The organism is Nocardioides conyzicola (assembly GCF_039543825.1).
Taxonomy (GTDB): domain Bacteria; phylum Actinomycetota; class Actinomycetes; order Propionibacteriales; family Nocardioidaceae; genus Nocardioides; species Nocardioides conyzicola.
Genome location: NZ_BAABKM010000002.1, coordinates 380,719 through 404,093 on the forward strand (window position 1 = coordinate 380,719; position 23,375 = coordinate 404,093).

The window sequence follows — 23,375 nt, forward strand, 5'->3', positions numbered from 1 at the left end:
CTGGTTCAGCCCGAGACGGCTGGCACGACCGATTCGGCCGCGCGGTGACCGTAACGGCCGGATATTTCGCCAGCGTTACAATTCTCAGCCTTTGCAAGATTGTCCGACAATCTCGCGCGCCTTCGTCAGAGAGCCGTGGCGAACAGGTCGCGCAGGACCCGGAAGTGCCGCTCGGTCCCGGCCTCGTCGTAGGACGAGGTGTCGGCCATCGAGTAGCCGTGCGCCGCGCCCGCATAGATCTCGTTGACGTGCTCACGCCCGGCGGCCTGCAGGGCCTGCTCGAGCGCCTCGACCTGCTCGACCGGCATCGAGGAGTCCTGGTCGGCGTGGCCGAAGGCGTACGCCGCGGTCGAGCGGGCGATCGCGAGGTGCGGGCTGTCGGCGTCGTCGGTCACCAGCCGGCCGCCGTGGAAGCCGCCGACGGCCGCGACCGTGCCGGGGAACCACCCGGCCGAGCGGACCGCGAGTCGCGCCCCCATGCAGTAGCCGGTGACGCCGAGGGGGCCGGCCCCCGCGTGCTTCTCGAGCTCCGCGACCCAGGCCATGGCGTCCGTTCGGGCCCGGTCCGGGGTGAGCGCACCGACGCGGTCCATCACCCCGCCCGCGAAGAACGCCTCCCGCGCCCCGCGGTCGCGGAGGTCGCCCTGGGGCGCGAGGTCGGCGGCGCTGCCGTCGCGGTAGAAGACGTGCGGCGCGAGCACGACGTACCCCCACGACGCGATGCGGTCGGCCATCTCCTCGATCTGCGGCCGCAGCCCGATCGCGTCCACGTAGAAGAGGACGCCGGGCTTGCCGGACTCGCCGGTCAGGTAGGCCTCGGCCCTGCCGTCGGGCGTGGTGATCTCGATCGTCTGACCCATGCGCGCGACGGTAGCCCGTGCGTCGACAGCGTCGGCGTGCTGGGGTCGGTGAGCGGATCAGGCGGGCTCGGAGAGGCTGCCGAAGCCGCTGCGGTGGAAGACGAGCGGCAGCGAGGTGTCGGTGTGCTCCACGGCGTGCAGCTGGAGTATCACGATCGTGTGATCGCCGGCCTCGACCTCGTTGTAGATCGTGCAGTCGAACCGGGCCAGACCCTCGTCAAGGGTGACGGCTCCCTCATCGGTGCTCGTGACGGCCACGTCGTCGAAGCGGTGCTCGACCGGCCCGGCGAGCCGGCGGCAGACATCGCCGTGGTGGTCGGCCAGGACCGTGAGGCCGAGGTGGTCGGCGCGGCGCAGGTCGGGCCAGGTCTTGGACGTGTTGGCGACCGAGAACGAGACGAGCGGTGGGTCGAGGCTGACCGAGGTGAACGAGCTTGCGGCGAGACCGGACCTCTGTCCGTCGACCTCGGCAGCGACAGCGACGACTCCGCTGGGAAACACCCCGAAGGCCTGCCGGAGCAGGGCGGGATCCAGGTCCTGGTTGGTGGCGAGGGTGGAGACGGTCATGCGAGTGCTCCTGCCTGGGTGATGGCGTCGAGCGCGGGGCGGAGCTGGGCCAGCCCGTCGACGGAGGTGGCTGAGGTGGTCACGAGACGATCCGCCCGGAGCCGAAGGGAACCGAGGCCGCGGTCGCCGCGACCGGCGCAGGGTGGGTCCACAGTCCTCGCCTCGCCAGCTCGGGCAGCACGCCCTCGCCGAACCAGTACGACTCCTCCAGGTGCGGGTAGCCGGACATCACGAATTCCTCGATCCCGACTTCGGCGTACTGCTCGACCAGGTCGGCGATCTCGGTGAAGGAACCGACCATGGCGGTGCCGGCTCCGCCACGCACCAGGCCGACTCCGGCCCACAGGTTCGGGTAGACCTCGAGCGACTCCTTGCTGCCTGCATTGAGGTCGAGCATCCGGCGTTGACCGACGGACTCGCTGCGCTTGAGCCCGGCCTGGACCTGGGCGATCTGGTCCTCGCTGATGCCACTGAGCAATCGGTCGGCCTCGGCCCAGGCAGCCTCGGAGGTGTCGCGCGCGATCGTGTGGAGCCGAATGCCGAACCGCACGTCGCCCTCGCGCCCCTCGTCGGCGGCGAGCTTGCGGATCCACTCGACCTTCTCGCGGACCGCCTCCGGCGGCTCGCCCCAGGTGAGGTAGACATCGACGTGCTTGGCAGCCACCCGGCCGGCAGCCTCCGATGAGCCGCCGAAGTAGATCTCGGGCAGCGGGTCCGGGATCTGGTCGAGCGTCGCGTTCTCGAGCTGGTAGTACCTCCCGTCGTAGGTGACCGTCTCGCCGGCCCAGAGCGAGCGGACGACGTGCAGGAACTCCTCGCACCGCTCGTAGCGGCCGTCCTTGTCGAGGAAGTCGCCGTACATGCGCTGCTCGTGCGACTCGCCACCGGTGACCACGTTGAGCAGCAGTCGCCCGCCGGAGAGGTTCTGGAAGGTGCCGGCCATCTGGGCCGAGAGGAACGGCGAGGTGAGGCCGGGGCGGAAGGCGACCAGGAACTTCAGCCGCTCCGAGAGGCTGCTGATCATCGCGGTGGACACCCAGGCGTCCTCGCACCACGCACCGGTCGGGGTCAGCGCGGCGTCGAAGCCCAGCTGCTCCGCGCTTCGCGCGATCTGGCCGAGGTAGGGAACCGATGCGGGTCGGCCCGCGGCCCCGGCGCTGACGCCGTGTCCTCCCGCGACGACCTGTCGGCCGTCGCCACCGTTGGTGGGCAGGAACCAGTGGAACTTGAGCTGGTCGGTCATGGCATGTCCTCCGGTCAGAGCTGTCCGTGGTTGGGCGGAAGGGTGCCGTCGAGCGCGTGGCGTCCGAGGTGGCGGACCTTCCAGGCCGCTGGGTCGTGCAGGGTGTGCGTGCGGGCGTTGCGCCAGTGCCGGTTGAGGTTGAGCGAGTCGAGGGCCGAGCGGGTGCCGCTGACCTCGAACAGCCGGCTCGCCGCGTCGATCGAGGCGTGAGTCGTGGCGGCCCGCGCGGCGGCGACAGCGAGGCTGGCGTAGCCCGCGGTCTCGGTCGTCAGGTCCGCATCGGCCCGGTCGACCGCCCGGCCGGCCTCGGTCACGAGCGCTTCGGCTCCTCGGACCGCGAGGTCCATCTCCCCGAACGCCTGGACGACCGTCGGGTCGTCGGCGTGGCGCTCGAGGCCGAGCTCGGAGATCGCGTCCGGGTAGGGACGACTCTTGGTGGTGACGAACTCCGCTGCCTCGGAGACCGAGGCGCGCGCGATGCCGGCGTCGATGGCAGCGTGGAGGAGCTGAGCGAAGGCGCCGTAGGTCTGCGGGCCGTCGAAGGTGAGGTGCCACGGCGTCACACGATCGGCCGGGACGTTCACCTCATCGAGGCGCACGGTGCCGCTGGCCGTGGTGCGCTGCCCCATGCCGTCCCAGTCGTCGACGACCGTGACGCCCACGGCGTGGCGCTCGATCCACGCGACGTGCATCGGCCCATCCACGTCGAGGTGGGCGAGCACGGGGATCCAGTCGGCGAGGAGGGCGCCGGTGGCGTAGCCCTTCTCGCCGGACAGGACCCAGCCACCAGGCGCGGGGCGCAGCGTCGTCCGGAAGTCCCGGACGTGTTTGGTCCCGATCTCCGACTGAGCGTTGCCGAACCGCTTGCCGGCAAGGACCTCGCCGAAGAAGTACGCCTGCTGGTCCGGCGAGGCGGCATGGCGCAGCGCGTTGACGTAGACGAAGTGGCTGTGCGGGATCTGGGCGACGCTCGGATCTCCGGCTGCGAGCAGTCGGAAGACCTCGGCGACCACCTCCGCGGAGAGGTCGGCGCCGCCGTGCTCGGCAGGCACCGTGATGGCGAGCAGACCGGACTCCGAGATCTCGTCGATCTCGGCCACCGGTATCACCCGGTCGGCATCACGGCCGGCGGCGCCCTTGGCGAGCCGCTCGCCGAGGTCGGCCGCGACGGCGACGGCCTCGGCGGCGGTCAGCACGGGAACGGGCATCAGACCCGCTCCAGCTCCGCCGCTTCGAGCTCGCGGACGATCGGGAGCACCTCACGACCGAAGTACTGGACGTCCTCCTGGAAGTGCAGGAAGCCGAGCAGGAAGAGGTTCACGCCTTGGCGCTTGTACTCGAGCATGCGGTGGGCGATCTGCTCGGGCGTGCCGATGAGCCCGGTGCGGAAGCCGTCGTTGTACTGGACCAGGTCCTTGAAGTCGGAGTCCTGCCACATGCCCTTCTTGTCGCCCGTCGACTGGCCCGCCTGCTTGACCGCGGAGCCGAAGCCCTCGACGGCCTCGACGTCGGCCTTCTCGACGATCTCGTCGAGAACGGCGTGGGCCTCGGCCTCGGTCTCACGGCCGATGAGGAAGCCGTTGACGCCGAACCGCACGTGACCGGCGCGGTTGTTGACCGACGCCACGTCGCTGACGTCCTGGATCTGCTCGGCGATTCCCTCGGGGCTGTTGCCGTTCATGAAGTACCAGTCGGTGACCCGGCCACCCATGCCGCGCGCGTCGGTCGAGTTGCCACCCATGAAGATCTCGGGGTGCGGGCGCCCCGGCACGTCGTACGGCTTGGGCTTGAGGTCGAAGTCGTGCAGCCGGTAGAAGTCACCGTTGAGCTCGGCGTGATCGCTGGTCCAGATCTCGCGGAGGTAGCGGATGAACTCCTCCGAGCGACGGTAGCGCTCGCCGTGCTCGAGCCACGGCTCGCCGAGCTTCGTGAACTCGTCCTTGAACCAGCCGCTGACGACGTTCACGCAGAAGCGGCCCTTGGTGTACTGGTCCGAGCTGGCGACCAGCTTGGCGAGAACGCCCGGCTGCCACAGCCCCGGGTGCACCGCGGCGATGACCTTCAGGCGCTCGGTCGCCAGGGCGATGGCGAGGCTGATCGAGGTCGACTCGTGCTGGTAGGCCGCGCCGTAACCGGCCATGTACCGCACCTGGGAGAGCGCGTAGTCGAAACCATTTGCCTCCGCGAGGCGGCCCAGCTCGATGTTGTAGTCGAGGCTCCAGTCGGTGCGCTGCTCGATCTTGCTGACGACGAGGCCGCCACTGACGTTGGGCACCCAGTAGGCGAACTTCAACGGCTCGTTGGCCCGGTCGGTGGTCGGCTCGCTCATCACAACTCCTCTAAGACGGTTATGTACATCAGGTTGCTTGACTTTGATGCTCCATGCAAGGTGAGACGGGTCATCCCGATCCAGGAACCCACGACGGCGTGATAGGCGGAACCTGTCACCAGCCGCGAAGGCGTCGTCTCACGTGTACCAAGTGGGCTCGGGGATCTCTCCGAGGAGCGTGTAGCGCCCGACCTCCGCACGCTTGTGAGCCACCGGGTCGTGCAGGCTGTGGGTGCGGATGTTGCGCCAGAAGATGTCCAGGCCGACCGAGCTGGCCGTGGCGCGAGCGCCGGTCACCTCGAACACGCGGGTCCCGACCTCCAGCCCCACGTCGATGGCGACCTGCTTGGCTGCCGCGATGACGACGGCGGCCTCACCCCGCTCCTGCGCCGTCACGGTGTCGGCGTGCGCGTTGATCGCCTCGATCAGGACCGCTGCCCTCTCGGTCAGCGCCTCGGCGGCCCAGAGCTTGGAGCGCAGGTCGCCGTAGGTCTCGAGGACGTAGAACTCCTCGCTGCTGCGCTCCTTGACGTCGGCGGCATAAGGCCAAGGGCGGGTCCGCTCGCGGGTGTAGCTCGCCGCGGTGGCCAGTGCTCCCTCTGCGATGCCGAGGTACATGTTGGCGAAGATCAGCTGGATCAGCGGCACGTTCAGGGTGTTGTAGACCCGCGGTGCGAACTCGTGCCCGCCGTCGTCGGTGGCCACGTAACCGGCCGCAGCCTCCCACGGCACGCGAACGCCGTCGATGACCACGCCACCGCTCTCGGTGAGACGCTGCCCGAGGCTGTCCCAGTCACCCTTGAACTGGATCGCCGGCTGGTCGGTGGGCACGATGGCGAAGACGTGCTTCTCGGTGCCGTCGATGACGCCCTCCAGCACCGTGACGTCGCTGACCTGGCCACCGGTCGAGAACGACTTCTCACCGCGGTAGACGAGCTCGCCGCCCTCTTCGGTGATGGTCAGGTCGCTGTCGCGGGGGTTGACGGCTCCACCGTAGAACCAGGCGTTCTCCGTTGCCTGCTGCTCGACTGCGGCGACCTGCTCGGGAGTGGCGACGAGTCTGGCCGCCCAGGCCCACAGGTAGTGGTAGCCGAGGAGCTGGCCGATCGACCCGTCGCCGGCAGAGACGGCGCGGACCACGCGAAGGGCGGTCGTCCAGTCCTGTCCCGCTCCGCCGTGCTCGACGGGCCCCAGCAGCGTGACGAGGCCGCTGTCCTTCAGCAGCTCGACCTCGGCGTACGGCGTGTTGTTCGCACGGTCTCGCGCGACGGCGTCGACCGCGAGCTGGGAGGCGACGTCGCGTCCACGCTGAACCCAACCGTGAGGATCGGTCGGCGTCGGCCCCCAGTCGGCGCGGGTCGTGGCAGTGGAGTCGGTGAGTGTCATGGCGGCTCGCTCTCGGGAGTAGTGCGGTAGTCTTTGTCTAGTAAACTAATTGTCTTTAGCGATTACGCAAGCCGCGGAGGCCCGGGCGGGATACGGAAACGCCGACGGGGCCAGCGGATTCGCCTTTCACCCCGGAGTTCGTGGACAGAGGAGACCGTCGTGCGGATCGAGCAGTTGGAGTACGTCGCCGCGGTGACGCAGCACGGCTCGTTGCGGCGCGCCAGCGAGCGGCTTCACGTGTCTCAACCCGCCCTGAGCGAGGCCGTGAGCAAGCTCGAGCGTGAGCTCGGGGTGACCCTGCTGGACCGCCGCCGCTCCGGAGCGCGGATCAGCCGCCAAGGGCAGGATCTGCTCCAGAACATGGTCGAGGTCCTCGAGGCGGTTGACCGCCTCAAGCAGGCGGCCGGAGACCAGCACACGGCGAGCCTCACCGTTCGGGTGGGCACCGTGAACGCAGCGACGTCCACCCTGTTGGTGCCAGCGGCCCGCAGCTTCCAGGACAGCGTGCCCGGGACGACGGTCGAGATCCTCAACATCCAGCAGGCAGAGATCCACCAGGCCCTCATCGAGGGCTCTCTCGACCTCGGGCTCGTCAACGTGCTGGCCGGGGACGAGCCGATCCTGCACCTGGTCGGCACCGACCTACTGCACGGCAGGCCGGTCGTCGTGCTTCCTGCCGATCACGCCCTTGCTGCACACGACGAGGTCACCATCGAGCAGCTCCGTGAGCAGAGGTTCGTGGCGATGCGGGCCGGCTACCTGATGCACCGCTTCGCCCACCGCCTGTTCGGCGCCTCGATGCCCCGGGTCACCCACACCACGGATGGCGCCGAGATGGGCAAGCTCATGGTCTCCGAGGGCCTCGGAGTGTCCGTGCTTCCGGACTACAGCGTGATCGGCGACCCGCTGGAGCGGGCCGGCCTGATCACCACCCGCCCCATCGCCGGTGACAGGACCCGGGTCACCCTGGTCCTCCTGCAGCGGCAGACCGACCACGTTCCGGCGGCGGTACGCGAGCTGCACGCCTCGCTGGTGGCCCACGCACGAACCGCCGTGGCCTGATCTGCGGCTCAGCTGTCCGAGACGGGGGCGAGCTGACCCTGCAGGTTCGGGTCGTCGTTGCTCGCGAGGTACTTCTGGACCCGCGGGTCGAAGAAGATCTTCTGGAGCTTCTTCACCTGCGGGTCGTCGACGTAGTCGGATCCGACGACCAGCTGCCCGGCGAACTCCTTCGGCGCGTCAGGCGCGTAGATCTTGTCCGACTCAGGGGTGCCCGCGTCGACGAACGACATGTTGTAGTCGATGACCGCGTCGACCGAGTCGAGCGTGCGCGGCCCGGCGCCGTACTCCATGTAGGTGAACTTGTAGCCGCCCGGGTTGGTGGCGATGTCGGCCTCGGTGGCGGCCCACGGGTCGACGCCGTCCTTGAAGGTCAGCTTGCCTGCCCGCTCGAGGATCCACAGGGCCTGCGCCGTGTTGGCCGGGTCGTTGAGCAGCGCGATCGTCGCGCCCTGCGGCAGCTCCTCGAGGGAGCCGTACTTGCTGGAGTAGATCGAGTAGGACCACTGGAAGACCGGCCCGAGCGCCGTCAGCTTCATCCCGGTGGAGTCGAGCACCTGCGCCAGCCAGTGCTTGTGCTGGTAGATGTTGGCGATGTACTTCCCGTCAGCGGTGGCCTGGTCGAGCTGGTTGCCGTCCTCGATCCCGACACCCTTGATGGTGACGCCGTAGTCGGGCGCGATGTCCTTGTTCAGGTAGTCCAAGAACGCCTGCTCGGAGGCCGAGCTGGCCTGGAACGCGATGCTGAAGTCGTTGGAGAAGGCGCTGCCGTCCACCGCCGTCTTGTCGTCCCCGGTGAAGCGAAGAACGAGGGCGACGACAACGGCGAGGACGATGACGCCGGCGACAGCCGGAATCAGCCACCTGCGGGGGCGACCTCCCAGGTCGAGATCATCGTGGTCGGACTCAGCGCGCGAGCCCGAAGGCTGCTGGGTGGTGGACATGACGGTTCCTTTCATGACGCGCGGAGCGCGCGGGGCTGACACCCGTGCAGGTGCTGCCCGGGCGCGAGGTGATGCAGAGGTCAGTGGGTGAGGGCGCGGACCATGCGATCGCCGGTGAACTGGATGGCCTGGACGAGGACGACCAGCAGCACGATGCAGGCGATCATGATGCTGTTGTCGAACCGCCGGTAGCCGTAGTTGACGGCGAGGTAGCCGATACCGCCCGAGCCGATGGCGCCGGCGATCGCGGAGTACTCGATCATCGCGATGACGTTGAGCGTCAGGCCGGCCGCCAAGCCTGGAAGCGCCTCTCGGAGCTGGATGCCCGACATGATCTGCCACCTGCTCGCACCGGTGGCGAGCCCGACGTCGAGGAGGTCCCTCGGGACCTCACGTACGGCGTTCTCGGTCAGCCTGGCGAAGAAGGCGACACCGGCCACGGACATCGGGATGATGGCGGCCTTGAAGCCGATGGTGGTCCCGAAGACCAGCTTGGTGACCGGGATGATGGCGGCCATCAGGACGAGGAAGGGCAGCGACCGCCCCAGGTTGGCTACCCAGCTGATCGAGACGTGAACGACGCGGTGAGGGGTGAGTCCCAGGGGCGAGGTGTTGAAGATGAGCAGCCCGAGCGGGCCTCCGAGGAGCACCACGATCGTCATGACCACCGCGACCATCCGAGCCGTCTCACCCAGCGCGGGGAACAGCAGGTCGGGAACGTCAGACCACGGCGTGGCGATCAGCGGAGCGAGGGTGCTCATGCGGCCGGCTCCGCACTGCGAGAGCTGCCGGCGACGGCTCGAAGGACCGCTGGGCCGGCGGGCTCGGCGACGACGCCGTGGCTCCGGAAGCGCTCCGCCACCTCCTTCTCGTCGAGTGTGGGATCCAGTCCGACGGTGAGGCGGCCAACGGGAACCTGCGACGACTCCTCGATGAGCGCGGCCAGCACAGCGACATCGGACCCGAGGTCGCGGCTCACCTCGGCAAGCCAGAAGGGTGACACCTCACCTTCGAGCCGGAGGCGCCACTGACGCAGCTCCGGCGCGGCTACCACCGGCGGCATCGGAAGGAGCGCGGTCGCCAGCGGCGAGTCGGACCGGCGGACGATGTCGGCCACGCTCCCCTGCTCCACGATCCGGCCGTGGTCCAGCTGAGCGACATGGTCGGCGATCCCGCGGACGACATCCATCTCGTGGGTGATCACCAGGATGGTCACCCCGAGGTCGTCACGCAGCTCGGTCAGGAGAGCGAGGATGGCGCGGGTCGAATTCGGGTCCAGGCCCGACGTGGCTTCGTCGGAGAGGAGTACCGAGGGCTTCAGCGCCAGGCCGCGGGCGATGCCGATGCGCTGGCGCTGGCCACCTGAGAGCTGAGACGGGTAGTGGTTGGCCCGGTGCATCATCCCGACGCGTTCGAGGAGGTCCCCGACGCGACGGCGCACCTCGTTCTCCGGCAGCCCTTGGTTGCGCATCGGCAGTGCGACGTTCTGTGCCGCAGTGAGGCGACGCAGCAGGTTTGCGGCCTGGAAGACCGTCCCGATCTGCTGGCGGGCACGGCGCAGGTCGCGGCCGGACAGCGCGGCCAGGTCGGCACCGCTGACCGAGATGCTCCCGCTCGTCGGACGCTCCAGCAGGTTGACGCATCGGGCGAGAGTGCTCTTGCCGGCCCCGCTGGGGCCGACCACGGCTGCGATGCGGCCGTCCTCGACCCGGAGGTCGATGCCGTCGAGGACCGTGGTGGCGCCGTAGCGCTTCGTCAGTCCGGAGATCTCGATCATGCGTGCTGTCCCTGTCGTCGCGTGAACAATCTTGACTGACTTTATGGACTTAGGACGACTTGACAAGCGATCTGGTCACAAACGCTGCATGGTTTCGCCGATGCCGTGCTCGGCAGGTCGGGGCACGCACAGCGCCGCTCGGGCGGATAAGTCGATAGGCTCACTAGACATTACGATCCACAGGAGCCACCCATGAGCATCCAGACTGACGACGATCCCCGCACCCAGGACTCGTCCACCCACTCGCCCGTGCGACCTGGTTCGGCCGAGCTGTCCGCGCTCCTCGAGCGAATCGCCGTCGACGCCGACCTGCGGGACCGTGACCGCATCGCACCCTTCGAGCAGATCGCGTGGGCCAAGGCAGCTGGCCTCGGTCGTCTCCGCGTCGCCACTGCCGACGGGGGTGGCGGCGCAAGCCTGCGCGAGTTCTTCGCGACGCTGATCGCGCTGGCGGAGGCAGACTCCAACGTCGCCCACATCCTGCGCACCCACTTCTGGTTCGTCGAGCAGCAGCTCGTAGCCGTCGACCCCGCGGCCCGCGCCCGAGGACTGGCCATCATCACCGCGGACCAGCTCGTCGGCAACGGCTTCAGCGAGCAGAGCAAGCACGCCGTCGGACTGCACTTCGACACCACCATCACGCCGCACCCTGGCGGTGGCTACCGGCTCAACGGCGTGAAGTTCTACTCGACCGGCACGATGTACTGCGATCACACCCAGATCTGGGCGTCCTCCGGCGAGCACAGCATCGCCGGCGCAGTCGTGCCGATCGACCGTGATGGCGTCACCGTCGAGGACGACTGGGACGGATTCGGCCAGCGGCTCACGGGGACCGGAACCACCCGGCTGGTCGACGTCGCGGTCTCCGACGAGGAGTTCTTCGACCTGGGCGATCCCGATGACCAGCCGGCCGGCTACATGGGAGCCTTCCTGCAGCTCTACCTGCAGGCGGTCACTGCCGGCATCCTGCGCAGCGTGCGCAACGACGCCGTGTCCCTCGTCCAGCGGCGCGCCCGCAACTTCAGCCACGCCTCGAGCGGCTCAGCGGCCGACGACCGACAGGTGCTGCAGGTCGTCGGCGAGATCTCCGCGGATGCCTTCGCGGCCAAAGCCATCGTCCTCGCGGCTGCGGACGCCATCCAGGTGGCCTTCGACTCGGTCATCGACGGCGCACCTGACCCGAGGGCGGCCGAGGCCGCCCAGCTCGCCGCCGCGCAGGCCAAGATCGCGATCGACCGGTTCTCCTACGCAACCGCCGCCAAGCTCTTCGACGTCGGTGGCGCCTCAGCGACGCAGAAGGTCCACAACCTCGACCGACACTGGCGCAACGCGCGGGTGGCCTCGACCCACAACCCGACATTCCTCAAGGCATCCGCGGTCGGTGATCACCACGTCAACGGAGCTCCGTTCCCCGGCAACGCCTACTTCTGAGGGCCCGTCTGCAGCCTGCCGCCGCGACCCGACAGGTCAGATCTTGGACTGCACGCCGGCCAGCAGCTGGCGGCCGATCACGATCCGCTGCACCTGGTTGGTGCCCTCGTAGATCTGGGTGATCTTGGCGTCGCGCATCATCCGCTCGACCGGGTAGTCGCGGGTGAAGCCGTAGCCGCCGAGCACCTGGACCGCGTCGGTGGTGACCTGCATCGCGACGTCGGAGGCGAAGCACTTGGCCGAGGCACCGAAGAAGGTGAGGTCCTTGTCGCCGCGCTCGGACTTGCCGGCGGCGGCGTACGTCATCTGCCGGGCCGCCTCGACCTTCATGCCCATGTCGGCCAGCAGGAACTGCAGCCCCTGGAAGTCGCTGATCGGCTTGCCGAACTGCTTGCGCTCCTGGGCGTAGCCCAACGCGTAGTCGAGCGCACCCTGGGCGATCCCGACGGCCTGCGCGGCGATCGTGACGCGGGTGTGGTCCAGGGTCCGCATCGCGGTCTCGAAGCCGGTGCCCTCGGCGCCGATGATCCGGTCCGCCGGGATCCGCACGTTGTCGAGGTACACCTCGCGCGTCGGGGAGCCCTTGATGCCGAGCTTCTTCTCGGGGGCGCCGAAGGTGACGCCCTCGTCGGACTTCTCGACCACGAACGCCGAGATGCCCTTGCTGCGCTTGTCGGGGTCGGTGACGGCCATGACCGTGTAGTACTCCGAGACGCCGGCGTTGGTGATCCAGCGCTTCACCCCGTTGAGCACCCAGTGGTCGCCGTCGCGCACCGCGCGGGTCTTCATCCCGGCCGCGTCCGAGCCGGCGTCGGGCTCGGACAGGCAGTAGGAGAACCCGCCCTCTCCGGCGGCGAGCTTGCCGAGGTAGTGCTTCTTGAGCTCCTCCGACCCGGCCAGCTGCACCGGCAGCGACCCGAGCTTGTTGACCGCCGGGATCAGGCTGCTGCTCGCGCAGGCCCGCGCGACCTCCTCGATCACGATCACGGTCGCGAGCGCGTCGGCCCCGGCACCGCCGTACTCCTCCGGCACGTGCGGGGCGTGGAAGTCCGCGGCCAGCAGCGCGTCGGCCGCCTCCTGCGGGTAGCGGGCGTTCTCGTCGACGTCGGCGGCGTACGGCGCGACCTTGGCATCGCAGATCGCACGCACCGCCTCGCGGACGGCCTGGTGCTCCTCGGAGAGGGCGAACATCGGGAAGTCGGAGCTCATGGGACCGAATCTACCCGTCGGTAGCCAGCCGCTCGTCCCCGGCCGCACGTCCCCGCACCTGGTCGCGAAATGGCGGACGCCCGGCCGGGGCAGAACCCGGCCGGGCGTCTTTGAGAGAGACGATCCTCAGGTCACTTCTTGACGGTGACCTTGACCGGGAAGCTGCTGCTCCCGGCCGTCGACTTGTCGCCGGCGTACACGAAGGTGATCTTCGAGGTCTTCTTCAGACCCTTCTTGACCTTGATCGCCGCCTTGCCCTTCTTGAGCACACCGGTGCCGATCGTCTTCTTGCCGACCTTGGCGGTGACCTTGCCGGTGGCGGGCTTGTTCTGACCGGCCACCTTCACGACGACCGAGAACGCCTTGTTCTTCTTGACCGACTTCGGGGCCTTGGCCGTGACGCTCGCGGTCTGCTTGGAGATCGTGTAGGTCGTGATGACCTGCTTCGAGTCCGTGGTGCAGGCGAGCGGCATGATCGAGTTCAGCGTGAACGACGCGGGCATCGTCACCGCGGCCGCGCCGGCCTCCGGCAGGTTGAACGCCGAGTTCGAGACCTGCTTGGTCAGGGTCGCCGGGGTGTCGTGCACCAGCTGCACCGGGTCGATGGTGAACGCCGCGATCGGGACCGAGCCCTTGCCGATCGGGAAGGCGAGGTCGGAGCTGCCGCCGCCGATCTGGGTCTGGTTGTACGGCGGCGCCATCAGCGCGTTGACGACGTCGGCCGGGACCGTGAACGTGAGGTTGAGGCTGACCAGGCCCGGGCTGACCGGGGTGCCGCTCGCCAGCGACGGGTAGCCGGACAGGTCGGCCGTGGCGGTGACGCCGATCGGCAGGGTCGTGCTTCCGGCGCTGCAGCTGTACGGCGCGGTCACGGACTCGGCGTTCGCGGCCGTCGTGCTGACACCGACGAGGGCGCCTGCGGCGAGCGCGGTGGTGATGCCCGCGACTGCAGCGCGTGCGGAGAGATGACGAAGATTCATGGAAAGTGCTCCCTCCCGAGCAACTCAGCTCGCTACCAGGCGGTAGCAGAGACGGCCGTCACATTAGTCACAGATCCGAGATCGCGACGCAGAACCCCCCAAAGTTGTGGAATCCCTCAGGAAGCTCCCACCTAGGCTGAGGGCATGACGTCCGCGACCAGCTCCTGGCAGGACCCGGAGGCGATCCGGTTCATGCTCGACGACTGCGAGACCTGGGCGGTGGTCGGGCTGTCCGGCAACCCGACGCGGACGGCGTACGCGATCGCCGCGATGCTCCAGGGACGTGGGAAGCGGGTCGTCCCGATCCACCCGTCCGCCGCGACCGTGCTCGGCGAGCAGGGCTACGCGACGCTCGCCGACGTCCCGTTCCCGATCGACGTGGTCGACGTGTTCCGGCGCTCCGAGGCCGCCGGCGAGTTCGCCGACCAGGCCGTCGCGGTCGGCGCCCGGGCGGTGTGGTTCCAGCTCGGGGTCGTCGACGAGGGGGCGTTCGCGCGTACGACGGCCGCCGGCCTGCCGATGGTGATGGACACCTGCCCGGCCATCGAGTGGCGGGGCCGGGGCTGACGTGGACGTCCGCGTCCCTCCCGGGCCCGGGCTGCCGTCGGGGCTGGTGATCACGAGCGGCGAGCTGGTCGAGCGGTTCAGCCGCTCCCCCGGCCCCGGCGGCCAGTCGGTCAACACGACGGACAGCCGGGTCGAGCTCGAGTACGACGTCTCGGCCTCGACCGCGCTCACCGACACCCAGCGCGAGCGCCTGCTCGCGCGGCTGCCGTCACCGGTCATCCGGGTCGTCGCGACCGAGCACCGCTCGCAGCACCGCAACCGGGTCGCCGCCCGCGAGCGCCTGGCCGAGCAGGTGCGGGCGGCGCTCGCGCCCCCGCCACCGGCGCGGCGCGCGACGAAGCCCACCCGCGGCTCCAAGGAGCGCCGGCTCGACGCCAAGAAGCAGCGCGGCGCGACCAAGTCCCTGCGCGGCAAGGTGCGCGACGACTAGCGGCTCTCGACCGCCAGACGCGCGCTGAGGGCGACGAACGACGCCGCGAACGCCTGCCGGATGCGGCGCACCAGCCGCGGCCGGGTGAGCACCCGGTCCCGCAGCGCGGCCGCGCCCGCGCCGTACGCCGCGAACACGACGAACGTCATCGCCATGAAGACCCCGCTCAGCAGCAGCATGTGGACGAGCTGGTGGGAGCTGCCCGCCGGGACGAACTGCGGCAGGAAGGCGAAGAAGAAGATCGTCAGCTTGGGGTTGAGCAGGTTGAGGGTGATCCCCGAGGCGATCACCTGACGCCGTGAGGCCGGGCCGCCGTCCGTGTCGACGGTGAGGGCGCCGGTGTCGCGCCAGGTCGACCAGGCCATCCAGAGGAGGTAGGCGACCCCGAGGTACTTGATCGTCTGGAAGGCGACGCCGCTCGCATGCAGCACGGCGGCCAGCCCGGTCACGGCGGCGAGCAGGTGCGGCAGGGTGCCGAGCGTGCAGGCGAACGCCGCGAGCACGCTCGCGCGGGTCCCGCGGGCCAGCCCGGTCGCGATCGTGTAGAGCGCTCCGGTGCCGGGCGTGGCGACGATCACCAGCGCCGTCACCAGGAACGCGATGCTCATGGCGTGAGGATACCGCCGGCGCGGGCCCGGAGCAGGTGGGCGCCGCCGGTCTCGGTGCCGCCCGGACGGCCCAGGAACCGCTGGCGGATCTGGGGCCGGTCCAGGTCCTCGACCTCGTCGAACCCGAGCTCGGCCAACAGCACGTGCAGCGTCTCCGGCTCGAGTCCCGCCGACAACGGCTCACCGACCTCGGCGACCCGCGCAACCAGGTCCGTCCGGTCGCTCTGCGCCCGCGCCTCGAGCCGGTGCGTCGGGGTGGTGTAGTCGAAGACCACCTCGCCCCCCGGCACCGAGGCGATGGCGCGGAGGGTCGCGGCCACCGCCTCCTCGCTGAGGTAGGGCACGACCCCGAGCCACAGGAAGAACGCCGGAGCCGTGGCGTCGAGCCCGGCCTCCACCAGGCGCGACATCAGGTCGTCGGTCTCGAAGTCCACGCCGACGTACGTCACGGTGCCGGGGACGCCGATGCCGGCCTCGGCCAGCCGCTCGCGCTTCCACGCACCGGTCGCCGGGAAGTCGACCTCGAACACCCGGGTCCCGTCGTACGGGTTGCGGTAGGCGAAGGTGTCCAGGCCGGCGCCGAGCACCACGACCTGCCGGGTGCCGCGCTCGACGGCGGTCGCCAGGGAGTCCTCGGCGAACCGGTGCCGGGCGGCGATGAAGACCCGCAGCCGCGCCCGGCCCGTGGCCTCGGCGTCGGCGAGCGTCGCCTCCCGGTCGGCTCCCAGGATCCGCCAGGCCAGCGGGTCGCGGAAGATCGCTCCCCCGTCGAGGTCCTGGTGCACCGCCCGGTAGGCGGCGGCCCCGAAGGCGGTCCGGCTCGGCTCTCCCTCACGCACGGGCGCTCCTCTCGCGTACGGCGCCGACGAACGCGCGCACCAGCGGATGCACCGGAGCTCCCGCCAGGGCGCCGATGTGCGGCTGGAACATGCTCGCGACGTAGAACGGGTGGTCCGGGAACTCCAGGACCTCCGCACCGGCGTCGTCCGCGGTCGCACCGACGACGACGCCGGCGTCCTCCAGCCGCGCCACGGCCTCGGCGGTCGGGGCGAAGTTGCAGAAGTGCATCCCGGTGAACGGTCCGTCGACCCAGCCGTCGAAGCGGGTGCCCGGCACCGGCGTCACCAGCCGCTCCTCGCCGTACAGGCTGCAGGCGAGGGCGGCGACGACGTTGTCGTCGCCCGCGCCGTCGGACTCGGCGTGCGTCGCCGGCCCACCCAGCACGGAGCGCACGAACTCCAGCACGGCGTACTGCAGGCCGCCGCAGGACCCGAGGAACGGGATCCCGCGCTCGCGCACGATCGTGAGGGCACGCAGCACCGCGTCGTCGTCGGCGTACGGCGAGCCCGGGACGAGCCACACCCCGTCGTACCCGCCGATGTCGAACGACGAGTCGCTCGGCACCCAGACGGTCTCGATGCCGAGCTGCGGGCGCAGCGCATTGAGCTCCTGATGGCTGCGGTGCCCACGGTCCTCGCCCAGCAGGGCGACCCGCTCAGCCACCGTTGGCCGCGAGGCGCTCGAGCTCTTCGTCCACGACCGACGGGTCGAGCTTGGTGAAGATCGGGCTGGGCTTGCCGATCGGCGTGCCGGCCACGAGCGGCTTGCGCTCCCAGGCCGGGAAGCCGGAGTAGTCGCCCGTGATCACCGGGTACGGCGCCCCGCCGTCCAGGTCCTCGACGTCCTCGATGTGGGGCATCGGCGCGATGTCGCCCGCGCCGCCGAGAGCCTTGTCGACCTCGTTGGCGGCGAACGGCAGGAACGGGCTGAGGACCAGGTTGAGGTCGGCCACGCACTGCGCCATCACCGACAGGATCGTGGCGAGCCGCTCGCGGTCGGCCGGGTCCTTCGCGAGCTTCCACGGCTCGGAGTCCGACACGTACTTGTTGACCTCGGCGACGGTGCGCATCGCCTCGCCGATCGCCTGCTTCTGCCGGTGCCGGGCGATCAGGTCGCCGACGACGCCGAACGCGGCGTCCACGGTGTCGAGGATCGTCTGGTCCTCGGCGGTCAGCGTGCCGGCCTGCGGGAGCTCGCCGAAGTTCTTGGAGATCAAGGTGGCCGTGCGGTTGACCAGGTTGCCCCAGCCCGCGACCAGCTCGTCGTTGGTGCGCCGGACGAACTCCGCCCAGGTGAAGTCGGAGTCCTGGGCCTCCGGGCCGGCCGCGGCGACGAAGTAGCGGAACGCGTCGGGCTGGTAGCGGCTGAGCAGGTCGCGGACGTAGATCACGACCCGCTTGGAGGAGGAGAACTTCTTGCCCTCCATGGTCAGGAACTCGCTCGACACGACCTCGGTCGGCAGGTTGAGCTCGCCGTACTCGTGGAGCGTGCCGCCCTTGGACCCCTTGCCCGAGTAGGCCAGCAGCTCGGCCGGCCAGATCTGGCTGTGGAAGGTGATGTTGTCCTTGCCCATGAAGTAGTAGGACAGCGCCTCGGGGTCGTTCCACCACTGGCGCCAGGCGTCGTTGTCGCCGGTGCGGCGCGCCCACTCGATCGACGCGGACAGGTAGCCGATGACGGCGTCGAACCAGACGTAGAGCTTCTTGGTCGGGTTCTCCCGCCAGCCGTCGAGCGGGATCGCGATGCCCCAGTCGATGTCGCGGGTCATCGCCCGCGGGCGGATCTCCTTGAGGATGTTCTGGCTGAAGCGGATCACGTTGGGCCGCCAGGTCTCGGACGCGGCACGCTCGTCGAGCCACTCCCCCAGGGCGTCGGCCAGCGCCGGGAGATCGAGGAAGAAGTGCTGGGTCTCGATGAACTCCGGGACCTCGCCGTTGATCTTCGACCTCGGGTTGATCAGGTCGATCGGGTCGAGCTGGTTGCCGCAGTTGTCGCACTGGTCGCCCCGCGCGTCGGGGTAGGCGCAGATGGGGCAGGTGCCCTCGATGTAGCGGTCGGGCAGCGTGCGGCCCGTGGACGGCGAGATCGCGCCGAAGGTGGTCTGCTCGACGAAGTACCCGTTCTCGTACACGCCGAGGAACATCTGCTGCACGACGTGGTGGTGGTTGCGTGCCGAGGTCCGCGTGTAGAGGTCGTAGGTCAGCCCCAGGGACGTGAGGTCCTCGGCGATGATGCGGTGGTTCTGGTCGGCCAGCTCCTGCGGCGTCATGCCGGCCTCGCCGGCGGCGATCAGGATCGGGGTGCCGTGCTCGTCGGACCCGGAGACCATGAGCACGTCGTGGCCCGCCATCCGCATGTACCGACTGAAGACGTCGGAGGGCACACCGAAACCGGCCACGTGGCCGATGTGGCGCGGGCCGTTTGCGTACGGCCAGGCGACGGCGGACAGGACTTTGCTCATGCGGTGATCCTATGGACCCGGCGCCAGCCGTTTGTCATCGGCGGCTAGCTGAAGTCGAGGTCCTCGGTGCGGCTGCGCTTCAGCTCGTAGAAGTGCTCGAAGGCCGAGAGGGTGACGAACGCGTCCCACATCTTGCCGGCGTCCTCGCCCTTCGGCGCCTTGCTGATGACGGGGCCGAAGAAGGCGTGGCCGTTGAAGGCGATGGTCGGGGTGCCGACCTCGTTGCCGACCTGGTCCATGCCGCGCCGGTGCGACTCGCGGATGGCGTCGTCGTACGACGAGTCGTCCATCGCGTCCGCGAGCGACACGTCGAGGCCGGCCTCCTCGAGCGCCGCCTCGATCATCGGGCGGTCCTTGTCCTGCTTCTCGACGTGGATGCGGGTGCCGAGCGCGGTGTAGAGCGGGAGCAGCGCCTCCTGGCCGTACTTCTCCTTGGCGGCCTGGACCACCCGCACCGGCTGCCAGGCGGTCTTCAGGAACTCGCGGTACTCGTCCGGGATGTCCTTGTCCTCGTTGAGGAACGCGAGGCTCATGATGTGCCAGGTCACCTCGATGTCGCGGACCTTCTCGACCTCGAGGATCCACCGCGAGGTGATCCACGCGAACGGGCAGGCGGGGTCGAACCAGAAGTCGGCGTTGGTCTTCGCAGTCATACCTGGTGCAAAGCCCCCGCGTGCCCGACTATTCCCGTCAGGTCAGGACGGACAGGGCGAGCCCGGCGAGCGCGGAGACGCCGAGCGTGCGCAGCACCGACCAGCGCCACCGGAACACCATCAGCAGGGCGACCGGCAGCAGCACGAACGACTCCCAGACGTAGGAGTCCCAGACCGGCACCAGCAGCCCGAGGTGATCCGCTCCCCAGCGGCGCGACTCCGCGAAGAGGGTGTGGATCGCGAAGTAGAGCGCGAGGTTGGCGATCACGCCGACGACCGCGGCGGTCACCCCCGTCAGCGCGGCGGACAGCGTCGCGTTGTCGCGCAGGCGCTCGACGTACGGCGCCCCCAGGAAGATGAAGAGGAAGCTCGGCACGAAGGTCACCCACACGACGACCACGGAGGCCAGCACGCCTGCGACCCACGGGTCGAGGCTGCCGGGGTCACGGTAGGCGCCGAGGAACGCCACGAACTGCACGACCATGATCAGCGGACCGGGCGTCGACTCGGCGAGGGCGAGGCCCTTGGTCATCTCCCCGGCCGTCACCCAGCCGAACGTGCCGACCGCCGCCTGGGCGACGTACGCGAGCACGGCGTAGGCACCGCCGAAGGTCACCAGGGCCATGCCGCCGAAGAAGACACCCTGGTCCAGGAACACCGACGTGCCCCCGTCGGCGACGATCCAGGCGACCGCCACCGGCCCGACCCACGCGACGAGTCCGACGGCCAGGATCAGGAGGTTGCGGCGCGCCGACGGCGGCGCCCGGTGCAGTGCTTCGTCGGGCACCAACGGGGAGTCGGCGCCCGGGTCCGCCGGCAGCACGGGCGCGACCATGACGTCCGGGAAGCGCCGGCCGACCAGCCAGCCGACCAGCCCGGCCGCGAAGACCACGAGCGGGAAGGGCACCGCCAGCACGGCGAGGGCGAGGAACGCCGCGCCCGCGATCGCCACCAGCCCACGGTGCCCGAGCGCGCGCCCACCGATCCTGACGACGGCCTGCACCACGACCGCGACCACCGCCGGGGCGAGGCCGACGAACAGTCCGGTCACGAGGGTGGTGTCACCCTGCGCGACGTACACGGCCGACAGCGCCAGCAACGCGACGAACCCGGGCAGGACGAAGAGGACGCCCGCGATCAGGCCGCCGGCCCACCCGTTGAGCAGCCAGCCGGTGTAGACGGCGAGCTGCTGCGCCTCGGGCCCCGGGAGCAGCATGCAGTAGCTGAGCGCGTGCAGGAACCGGCGCTCCCCGATCCACCGGCGCTCGTCGACGAGCTCACGCTGCATCACCGCGATCTGACCCGCTGGTCCGCCGAAGGTCTGGAGCGAGATCAGGAACCACGCCTTGGTCGCCGCCGACAGGGGGACGACGTGACGCTCCGGGTCGCTCACGCGGCCATGATGCCCGCTCTCTGCTTTTCACCGGCGCGCGCCCGGGTGGCAGGATGCTTCGCATGCCTGGAACCAACCTCACCAGGGACGAGGCCGCCACCCGCGCCGCCCTCCTGGACGTCACGTCGTACTCCATCGACCTGGATCTCACGACCGGCGACAAGACCTTCGGCTCGACCACCACGATCCGGTTCACCTCGACCGAGCCCGGCGCGGAGACGTTCGCCGACCTCGTGGACGCGATCGTCCACGAGATCACGCTCAACGGTGAGCCGCTCGACCCCGCCACGGCGTACGCCGACAGCCGCATCACGCTGCCGGGGCTGCAGGCGGACAACGAGCTGGTCGTCCGCGCCGACTGCACCTACTCCCACACCGGCGAGGGCCTGCACCGGTTCGTGGACCCGGTCGACGACCGCGTCTACCTCTACTCGCAGTTCGAGGTGCCGGACGCCCGTCGCGTGTTCACCACGTTCGAGCAGCCCGACCTCAAGGCCCCGTTCACGTTCAACGTCACCGCGCCCGACCACTGGAAGGTCGTCTCCAACTCGCCCTCCCCCGAGCCGGAGCCGCTCGACGAGGCCGGCGAGAGCGGCAAGGCCGTGTGGCGCTTCGCGCCGACCAAGCCGATGTCGACGTACATCACCGCGGTCGTGGCCGGCGAGTACCACGAGGTGCAGCACGTCTACCACGGCAAGCACGGCGACATCCCGCTCGGCCACTACTGCCGCCAGTCCCTCGTCGAGCACCTCGACGTCGACGTCCTGGTCGAGCTGACCCAGCAGAGCTTCGCCTTCTTCGAGGAGCAGTTCGACTACCCGTACCCCTTCGGCAAGTACGACCAGCTCTACGTGCCCGAGTACAACATGGGCGCGATGGAGAACGCCGGCTGCGTGACCCTGCGCGACGAGTACCTCCCCCGCAGCCGCCAGCCGCGCTCGTTCTACGAGTTCCGCGCCTCGGTCATCACCCACGAGATGGCGCACATGTGGTTCGGCGACCTGGTCACCATGCAGTGGTGGGACGACCTGTGGCTCAACGAGTCCTTCGCCGAGTGGGCCTGCTACTGGTGCGAGGCCGAGGCCACGGAGTACACCGACGCCTGGACGGGCTTCACCAACGCCCGCAAGCAGACCGGCTACCGCGCCGACCAGCTGCCGAGCACGCACCCGATCGCCGCGGACAACGTCGACCTGCACGCGGTCGAGGTCAACTTCGACATGATCACCTACGCCAAGGGCGCGTCGGTGCTCAAGCAGCTCGTCGCGTGGGTCGGGCTGGACCCGTTCCTCGCGGGCCTGCGGCAGTACTTCAAGGACCACGAGTTCGGCAACGCCACCTTCGCCGACCTGCTCCTGGCGCTCGAGAAGTCCTCGGGTCGCGAGCTGCAGAGCTGGGCCCAGGAGTGGCTCCAGACCGCCGGCGTCAACACCCTCACCCCCTCCTTCGAGCTCGGCTCCGAGGGCACGTACGACGCCTTCCGGATCGTCCAGACCGCCGCGCCCGAGCAGCCGACGCTGCGGCGCCACCGTCTCGGCATCGGCCTGTACGACGAGGTCGACGGCCGCCTGGTGCGGCGGGAGTACCTCGAGGTCGACATCGAGGGCGCCGAGACCGTCGTGACCGAGCTGGCCGGCAAGCAGCAGCCGGACCTCCTGCTGCTCAACGACCAGGACCACGCGTACGCCAAGATCCGGCTCGACGAGCGGTCCCTCGCGACGGTGACCGGCGGGCTGTCCAAGCTCGACGACTCGCTCGCCCGCGCGCTGGTGTGGAGTGCTGCGTGGGACATGACCCGCGACGCGGAGATGTCGGCAACCGACTTCGTCCGCCTCGTGCTCGCCAACATCGGCGCCGAGACCGACTCGTGGGGCGTCACCCGGATCCCGACGTACGCCGCTCTCGCGGTCAACGCCTACAGCGCCCCCGAGCACCGGGCGGCCCTGCGCGCCGAGTGGGAGTCGGGCCTGCGCGAGCTGCTGCTCGCCGCGGAGCCGGGCAGCGACCACCAGCTGACCTTCACCCGGTCCTACGCCTCGGCCGCGCACAGCGACCAGGCACTCGCCGACGTCGCGGGGCTGCTCGACGGGACGTGGACGGTCGACGGGCTGGCGATCGACCAGGACCTGCGCTGGGTGCTCGTCACCTCGCTCGCGGCTGCAGGTCGCTCCGGCGAGACCCTCGTCGCGGCCGAGCTCGAGCGCGACAAGACGATCGCGGGCAAGGAGAAGGCCGCCGCCGCCCGGGTCGCGCAGCCCACGGCCGAGGCCAAGGCGGACGGCTGGCGGGCGATCCTCGACCCCGGCACGCCCAACGAGACCCACCGGGAGATCGTGTTCTCGATCTTCCGCTACGGGCAGGACGACGTGATCGCGCCGTACCTCGAGCAGTACCTCGAGGCCGCCGACACCGTCATCGACACCCTCGGCTTCCACAAGGCCTCGGTCGTGCTGGAGCACGGCTTCCCGAAGGCCCTCGGCTCGCCCGAGCTGGTCGCGCGCGTGGACGCCTGGCTGGCCGCCAGCACCGCGCCGAAGGGTGCGGTCCGCTACGTCACCGAGGGCCGCGCCGACGTCGTACGCGCCCTTGCCGCGCAGGCCAAGGACGCCTGACCAACGCCGAGTCGGCGCCAGTTTGC

22 protein-coding genes are annotated in these 23,375 nt (G+C 69.8%); 5 read left to right on the forward strand and 17 right to left on the reverse strand.

What is annotated here, in order from left to right; all coding sequences use genetic code 11:
* Positions 1–125 precede the first annotated feature (125 nt).
* The 6 genes from ABEA34_RS04790 to ABEA34_RS04815 form a co-directional block, all read right to left on the reverse strand.
* The gene (locus ABEA34_RS04790) at positions 126–860 is read right to left on the reverse strand and encodes a dienelactone hydrolase family protein (RefSeq protein ID WP_345519786.1); all 735 of its coding nucleotides are present in this window, start codon (positions 858–860) and stop codon (positions 126–128) included.
* 57 nt (positions 861–917) lie between these two features.
* Entirely contained in the window at positions 918–1,427 is a 510-nt protein-coding gene (locus ABEA34_RS04795) for a flavin reductase family protein (RefSeq protein WP_345519788.1), read from the reverse strand.
* Positions 1,428–1,506: 79 nt separating this feature from the next.
* On the reverse strand, positions 1,507–2,670 hold the full coding sequence (locus tag ABEA34_RS04800; protein ID WP_345519790.1) for an LLM class flavin-dependent oxidoreductase: 1,164 nt from the start codon (positions 2,668–2,670) through the stop codon (positions 1,507–1,509).
* A 14-nt stretch (positions 2,671–2,684) separates the two neighbouring features.
* Positions 2,685–3,878: an SfnB family sulfur acquisition oxidoreductase gene (locus ABEA34_RS04805; RefSeq protein ID WP_345519792.1), complete on the reverse strand. Its 1,194-nt coding sequence runs from the start codon at positions 3,876–3,878 to the stop codon at positions 2,685–2,687.
* Positions 3,878–4,999 (reverse strand): dimethylsulfone monooxygenase SfnG, encoded by a 1,122-nt coding sequence (gene sfnG, locus ABEA34_RS04810; protein WP_345519794.1) that lies wholly within the window; start codon positions 4,997–4,999, stop codon positions 3,878–3,880. Before sfnG ends, ABEA34_RS04805 begins: the two co-directional genes overlap by 1 nt.
* A 138-nt stretch (positions 5,000–5,137) precedes the next feature.
* A complete protein-coding gene (locus ABEA34_RS04815; protein WP_345519796.1) occupies positions 5,138–6,385 on the reverse strand; it encodes an acyl-CoA dehydrogenase family protein in 1,248 nt (415 codons plus the stop codon).
* 159 nt (positions 6,386–6,544) lie between these two features.
* On the opposite strand from ABEA34_RS04815, the gene ABEA34_RS04820 reads away from it, so the two are divergent.
* Positions 6,545–7,447, forward strand: coding sequence for a LysR family transcriptional regulator (locus ABEA34_RS04820; RefSeq protein WP_345519799.1), 903 nt, complete (start codon positions 6,545–6,547; stop codon positions 7,445–7,447).
* An 8-nt stretch (positions 7,448–7,455) separates the two neighbouring features.
* Here ABEA34_RS04820 and ABEA34_RS04825 read toward each other — a convergent pair whose 3' ends face one another.
* The 3 genes from ABEA34_RS04825 to ABEA34_RS04835 form a co-directional block, all read right to left on the reverse strand.
* Positions 7,456–8,388, reverse strand: a complete 933-nt coding sequence (locus ABEA34_RS04825) for a MetQ/NlpA family ABC transporter substrate-binding protein (protein ID WP_345519801.1) — start codon at positions 8,386–8,388, stop codon at positions 7,456–7,458.
* Positions 8,389–8,468: 80 nt separating this feature from the next.
* Complete coding sequence (locus tag ABEA34_RS04830; protein ID WP_345519802.1) at positions 8,469–9,149, reverse strand: methionine ABC transporter permease; 681 nt, start codon at positions 9,147–9,149, stop codon at positions 8,469–8,471.
* Entirely contained in the window at positions 9,146–10,165 is a 1,020-nt protein-coding gene (locus tag ABEA34_RS04835) for a methionine ABC transporter ATP-binding protein (RefSeq protein WP_345519803.1), read from the reverse strand. The genes ABEA34_RS04830 and ABEA34_RS04835 overlap by 4 nt, the downstream gene beginning before the upstream one ends.
* 192 nt (positions 10,166–10,357) lie before the next feature.
* Here ABEA34_RS04835 and ABEA34_RS04840 point away from each other — a divergent pair, with 192 nt between their 5' ends.
* The gene (locus ABEA34_RS04840) at positions 10,358–11,596 is read left to right on the forward strand and encodes an acyl-CoA dehydrogenase family protein (RefSeq protein WP_345519804.1); all 1,239 of its coding nucleotides are present in this window, start codon (positions 10,358–10,360) and stop codon (positions 11,594–11,596) included.
* Positions 11,597–11,632: 36 nt separating this feature from the next.
* Here the strand turns inward: ABEA34_RS04840 and ABEA34_RS04845 are convergent, their stop codons facing one another.
* Both ABEA34_RS04845 and ABEA34_RS04850 read right to left on the reverse strand, forming a co-directional pair.
* Positions 11,633–12,805 carry an acyl-CoA dehydrogenase family protein gene (locus ABEA34_RS04845; RefSeq protein WP_345519805.1) on the reverse strand — a complete coding sequence of 391 codons (1,173 nt, stop codon included), beginning with the start codon at positions 12,803–12,805 and terminating at the stop codon, positions 11,633–11,635.
* A gap of 131 nt (positions 12,806–12,936) precedes the next feature.
* The gene (locus tag ABEA34_RS04850) at positions 12,937–13,785 is read right to left on the reverse strand and encodes an Ig-like domain repeat protein (protein WP_345519806.1); all 849 of its coding nucleotides are present in this window, start codon (positions 13,783–13,785) and stop codon (positions 12,937–12,939) included.
* A gap of 144 nt (positions 13,786–13,929) precedes the next feature.
* On the opposite strand from ABEA34_RS04850, the gene ABEA34_RS04855 reads away from it, so the two are divergent.
* Both ABEA34_RS04855 and arfB read left to right on the forward strand, forming a co-directional pair.
* Positions 13,930–14,352, forward strand: a complete 423-nt coding sequence (locus ABEA34_RS04855; protein WP_345519808.1) for a CoA-binding protein — start codon at positions 13,930–13,932, stop codon at positions 14,350–14,352.
* Position 14,353: 1 nt separating this feature from the next.
* On the forward strand, positions 14,354–14,782 hold the full coding sequence (gene arfB, locus ABEA34_RS04860; protein ID WP_345519810.1) for an alternative ribosome rescue aminoacyl-tRNA hydrolase ArfB: 429 nt from the start codon (positions 14,354–14,356) through the stop codon (positions 14,780–14,782).
* On the opposite strand, the gene ABEA34_RS04865 is transcribed toward arfB, so the two are convergent.
* Genes ABEA34_RS04865 through chrA form a run of 6 tightly spaced genes read right to left on the reverse strand, consistent with a single transcriptional unit; the run spans position 14,779 to position 20,737 of the window.
* Complete coding sequence (locus ABEA34_RS04865; protein ID WP_345519812.1) at positions 14,779–15,390, reverse strand: LysE family translocator; 612 nt, start codon at positions 15,388–15,390, stop codon at positions 14,779–14,781. The two genes, arfB and ABEA34_RS04865, sit on opposite strands and share 4 nt — an antisense overlap.
* Positions 15,387–16,229, reverse strand: coding sequence for a class I SAM-dependent methyltransferase (locus ABEA34_RS04870; protein WP_345519814.1), 843 nt, complete (start codon positions 16,227–16,229; stop codon positions 15,387–15,389). The genes ABEA34_RS04865 and ABEA34_RS04870 overlap by 4 nt, the downstream gene beginning before the upstream one ends.
* Positions 16,222–16,893 carry a glutamine amidotransferase-related protein gene (locus ABEA34_RS04875; protein WP_345519816.1) on the reverse strand — a complete coding sequence of 224 codons (672 nt, stop codon included), beginning with the start codon at positions 16,891–16,893 and terminating at the stop codon, positions 16,222–16,224. Before ABEA34_RS04875 ends, ABEA34_RS04870 begins: the two co-directional genes overlap by 8 nt.
* Positions 16,886–18,691: a methionine--tRNA ligase gene (gene metG / locus ABEA34_RS04880; RefSeq protein ID WP_345519818.1), complete on the reverse strand. Its 1,806-nt coding sequence runs from the start codon at positions 18,689–18,691 to the stop codon at positions 16,886–16,888. The genes ABEA34_RS04875 and metG overlap by 8 nt, the downstream gene beginning before the upstream one ends.
* 44 nt (positions 18,692–18,735) lie before the next feature.
* A complete protein-coding gene (locus tag ABEA34_RS04885; RefSeq protein ID WP_345519820.1) occupies positions 18,736–19,344 on the reverse strand; it encodes a mycothiol-dependent nitroreductase Rv2466c family protein in 609 nt (202 codons plus the stop codon).
* A gap of 37 nt (positions 19,345–19,381) precedes the next feature.
* Positions 19,382–20,737, reverse strand: a complete 1,356-nt coding sequence (chrA, locus tag ABEA34_RS04890; protein ID WP_345519822.1) for a chromate efflux transporter — start codon at positions 20,735–20,737, stop codon at positions 19,382–19,384.
* 62 nt (positions 20,738–20,799) lie between these two features.
* Between chrA and pepN the strand changes: the two genes are divergently transcribed.
* Positions 20,800–23,349: an aminopeptidase N gene (pepN, locus tag ABEA34_RS04895; RefSeq protein ID WP_345519824.1), complete on the forward strand. Its 2,550-nt coding sequence runs from the start codon at positions 20,800–20,802 to the stop codon at positions 23,347–23,349.
* The last annotated feature ends 26 nt before the right edge of the window (positions 23,350–23,375 follow it).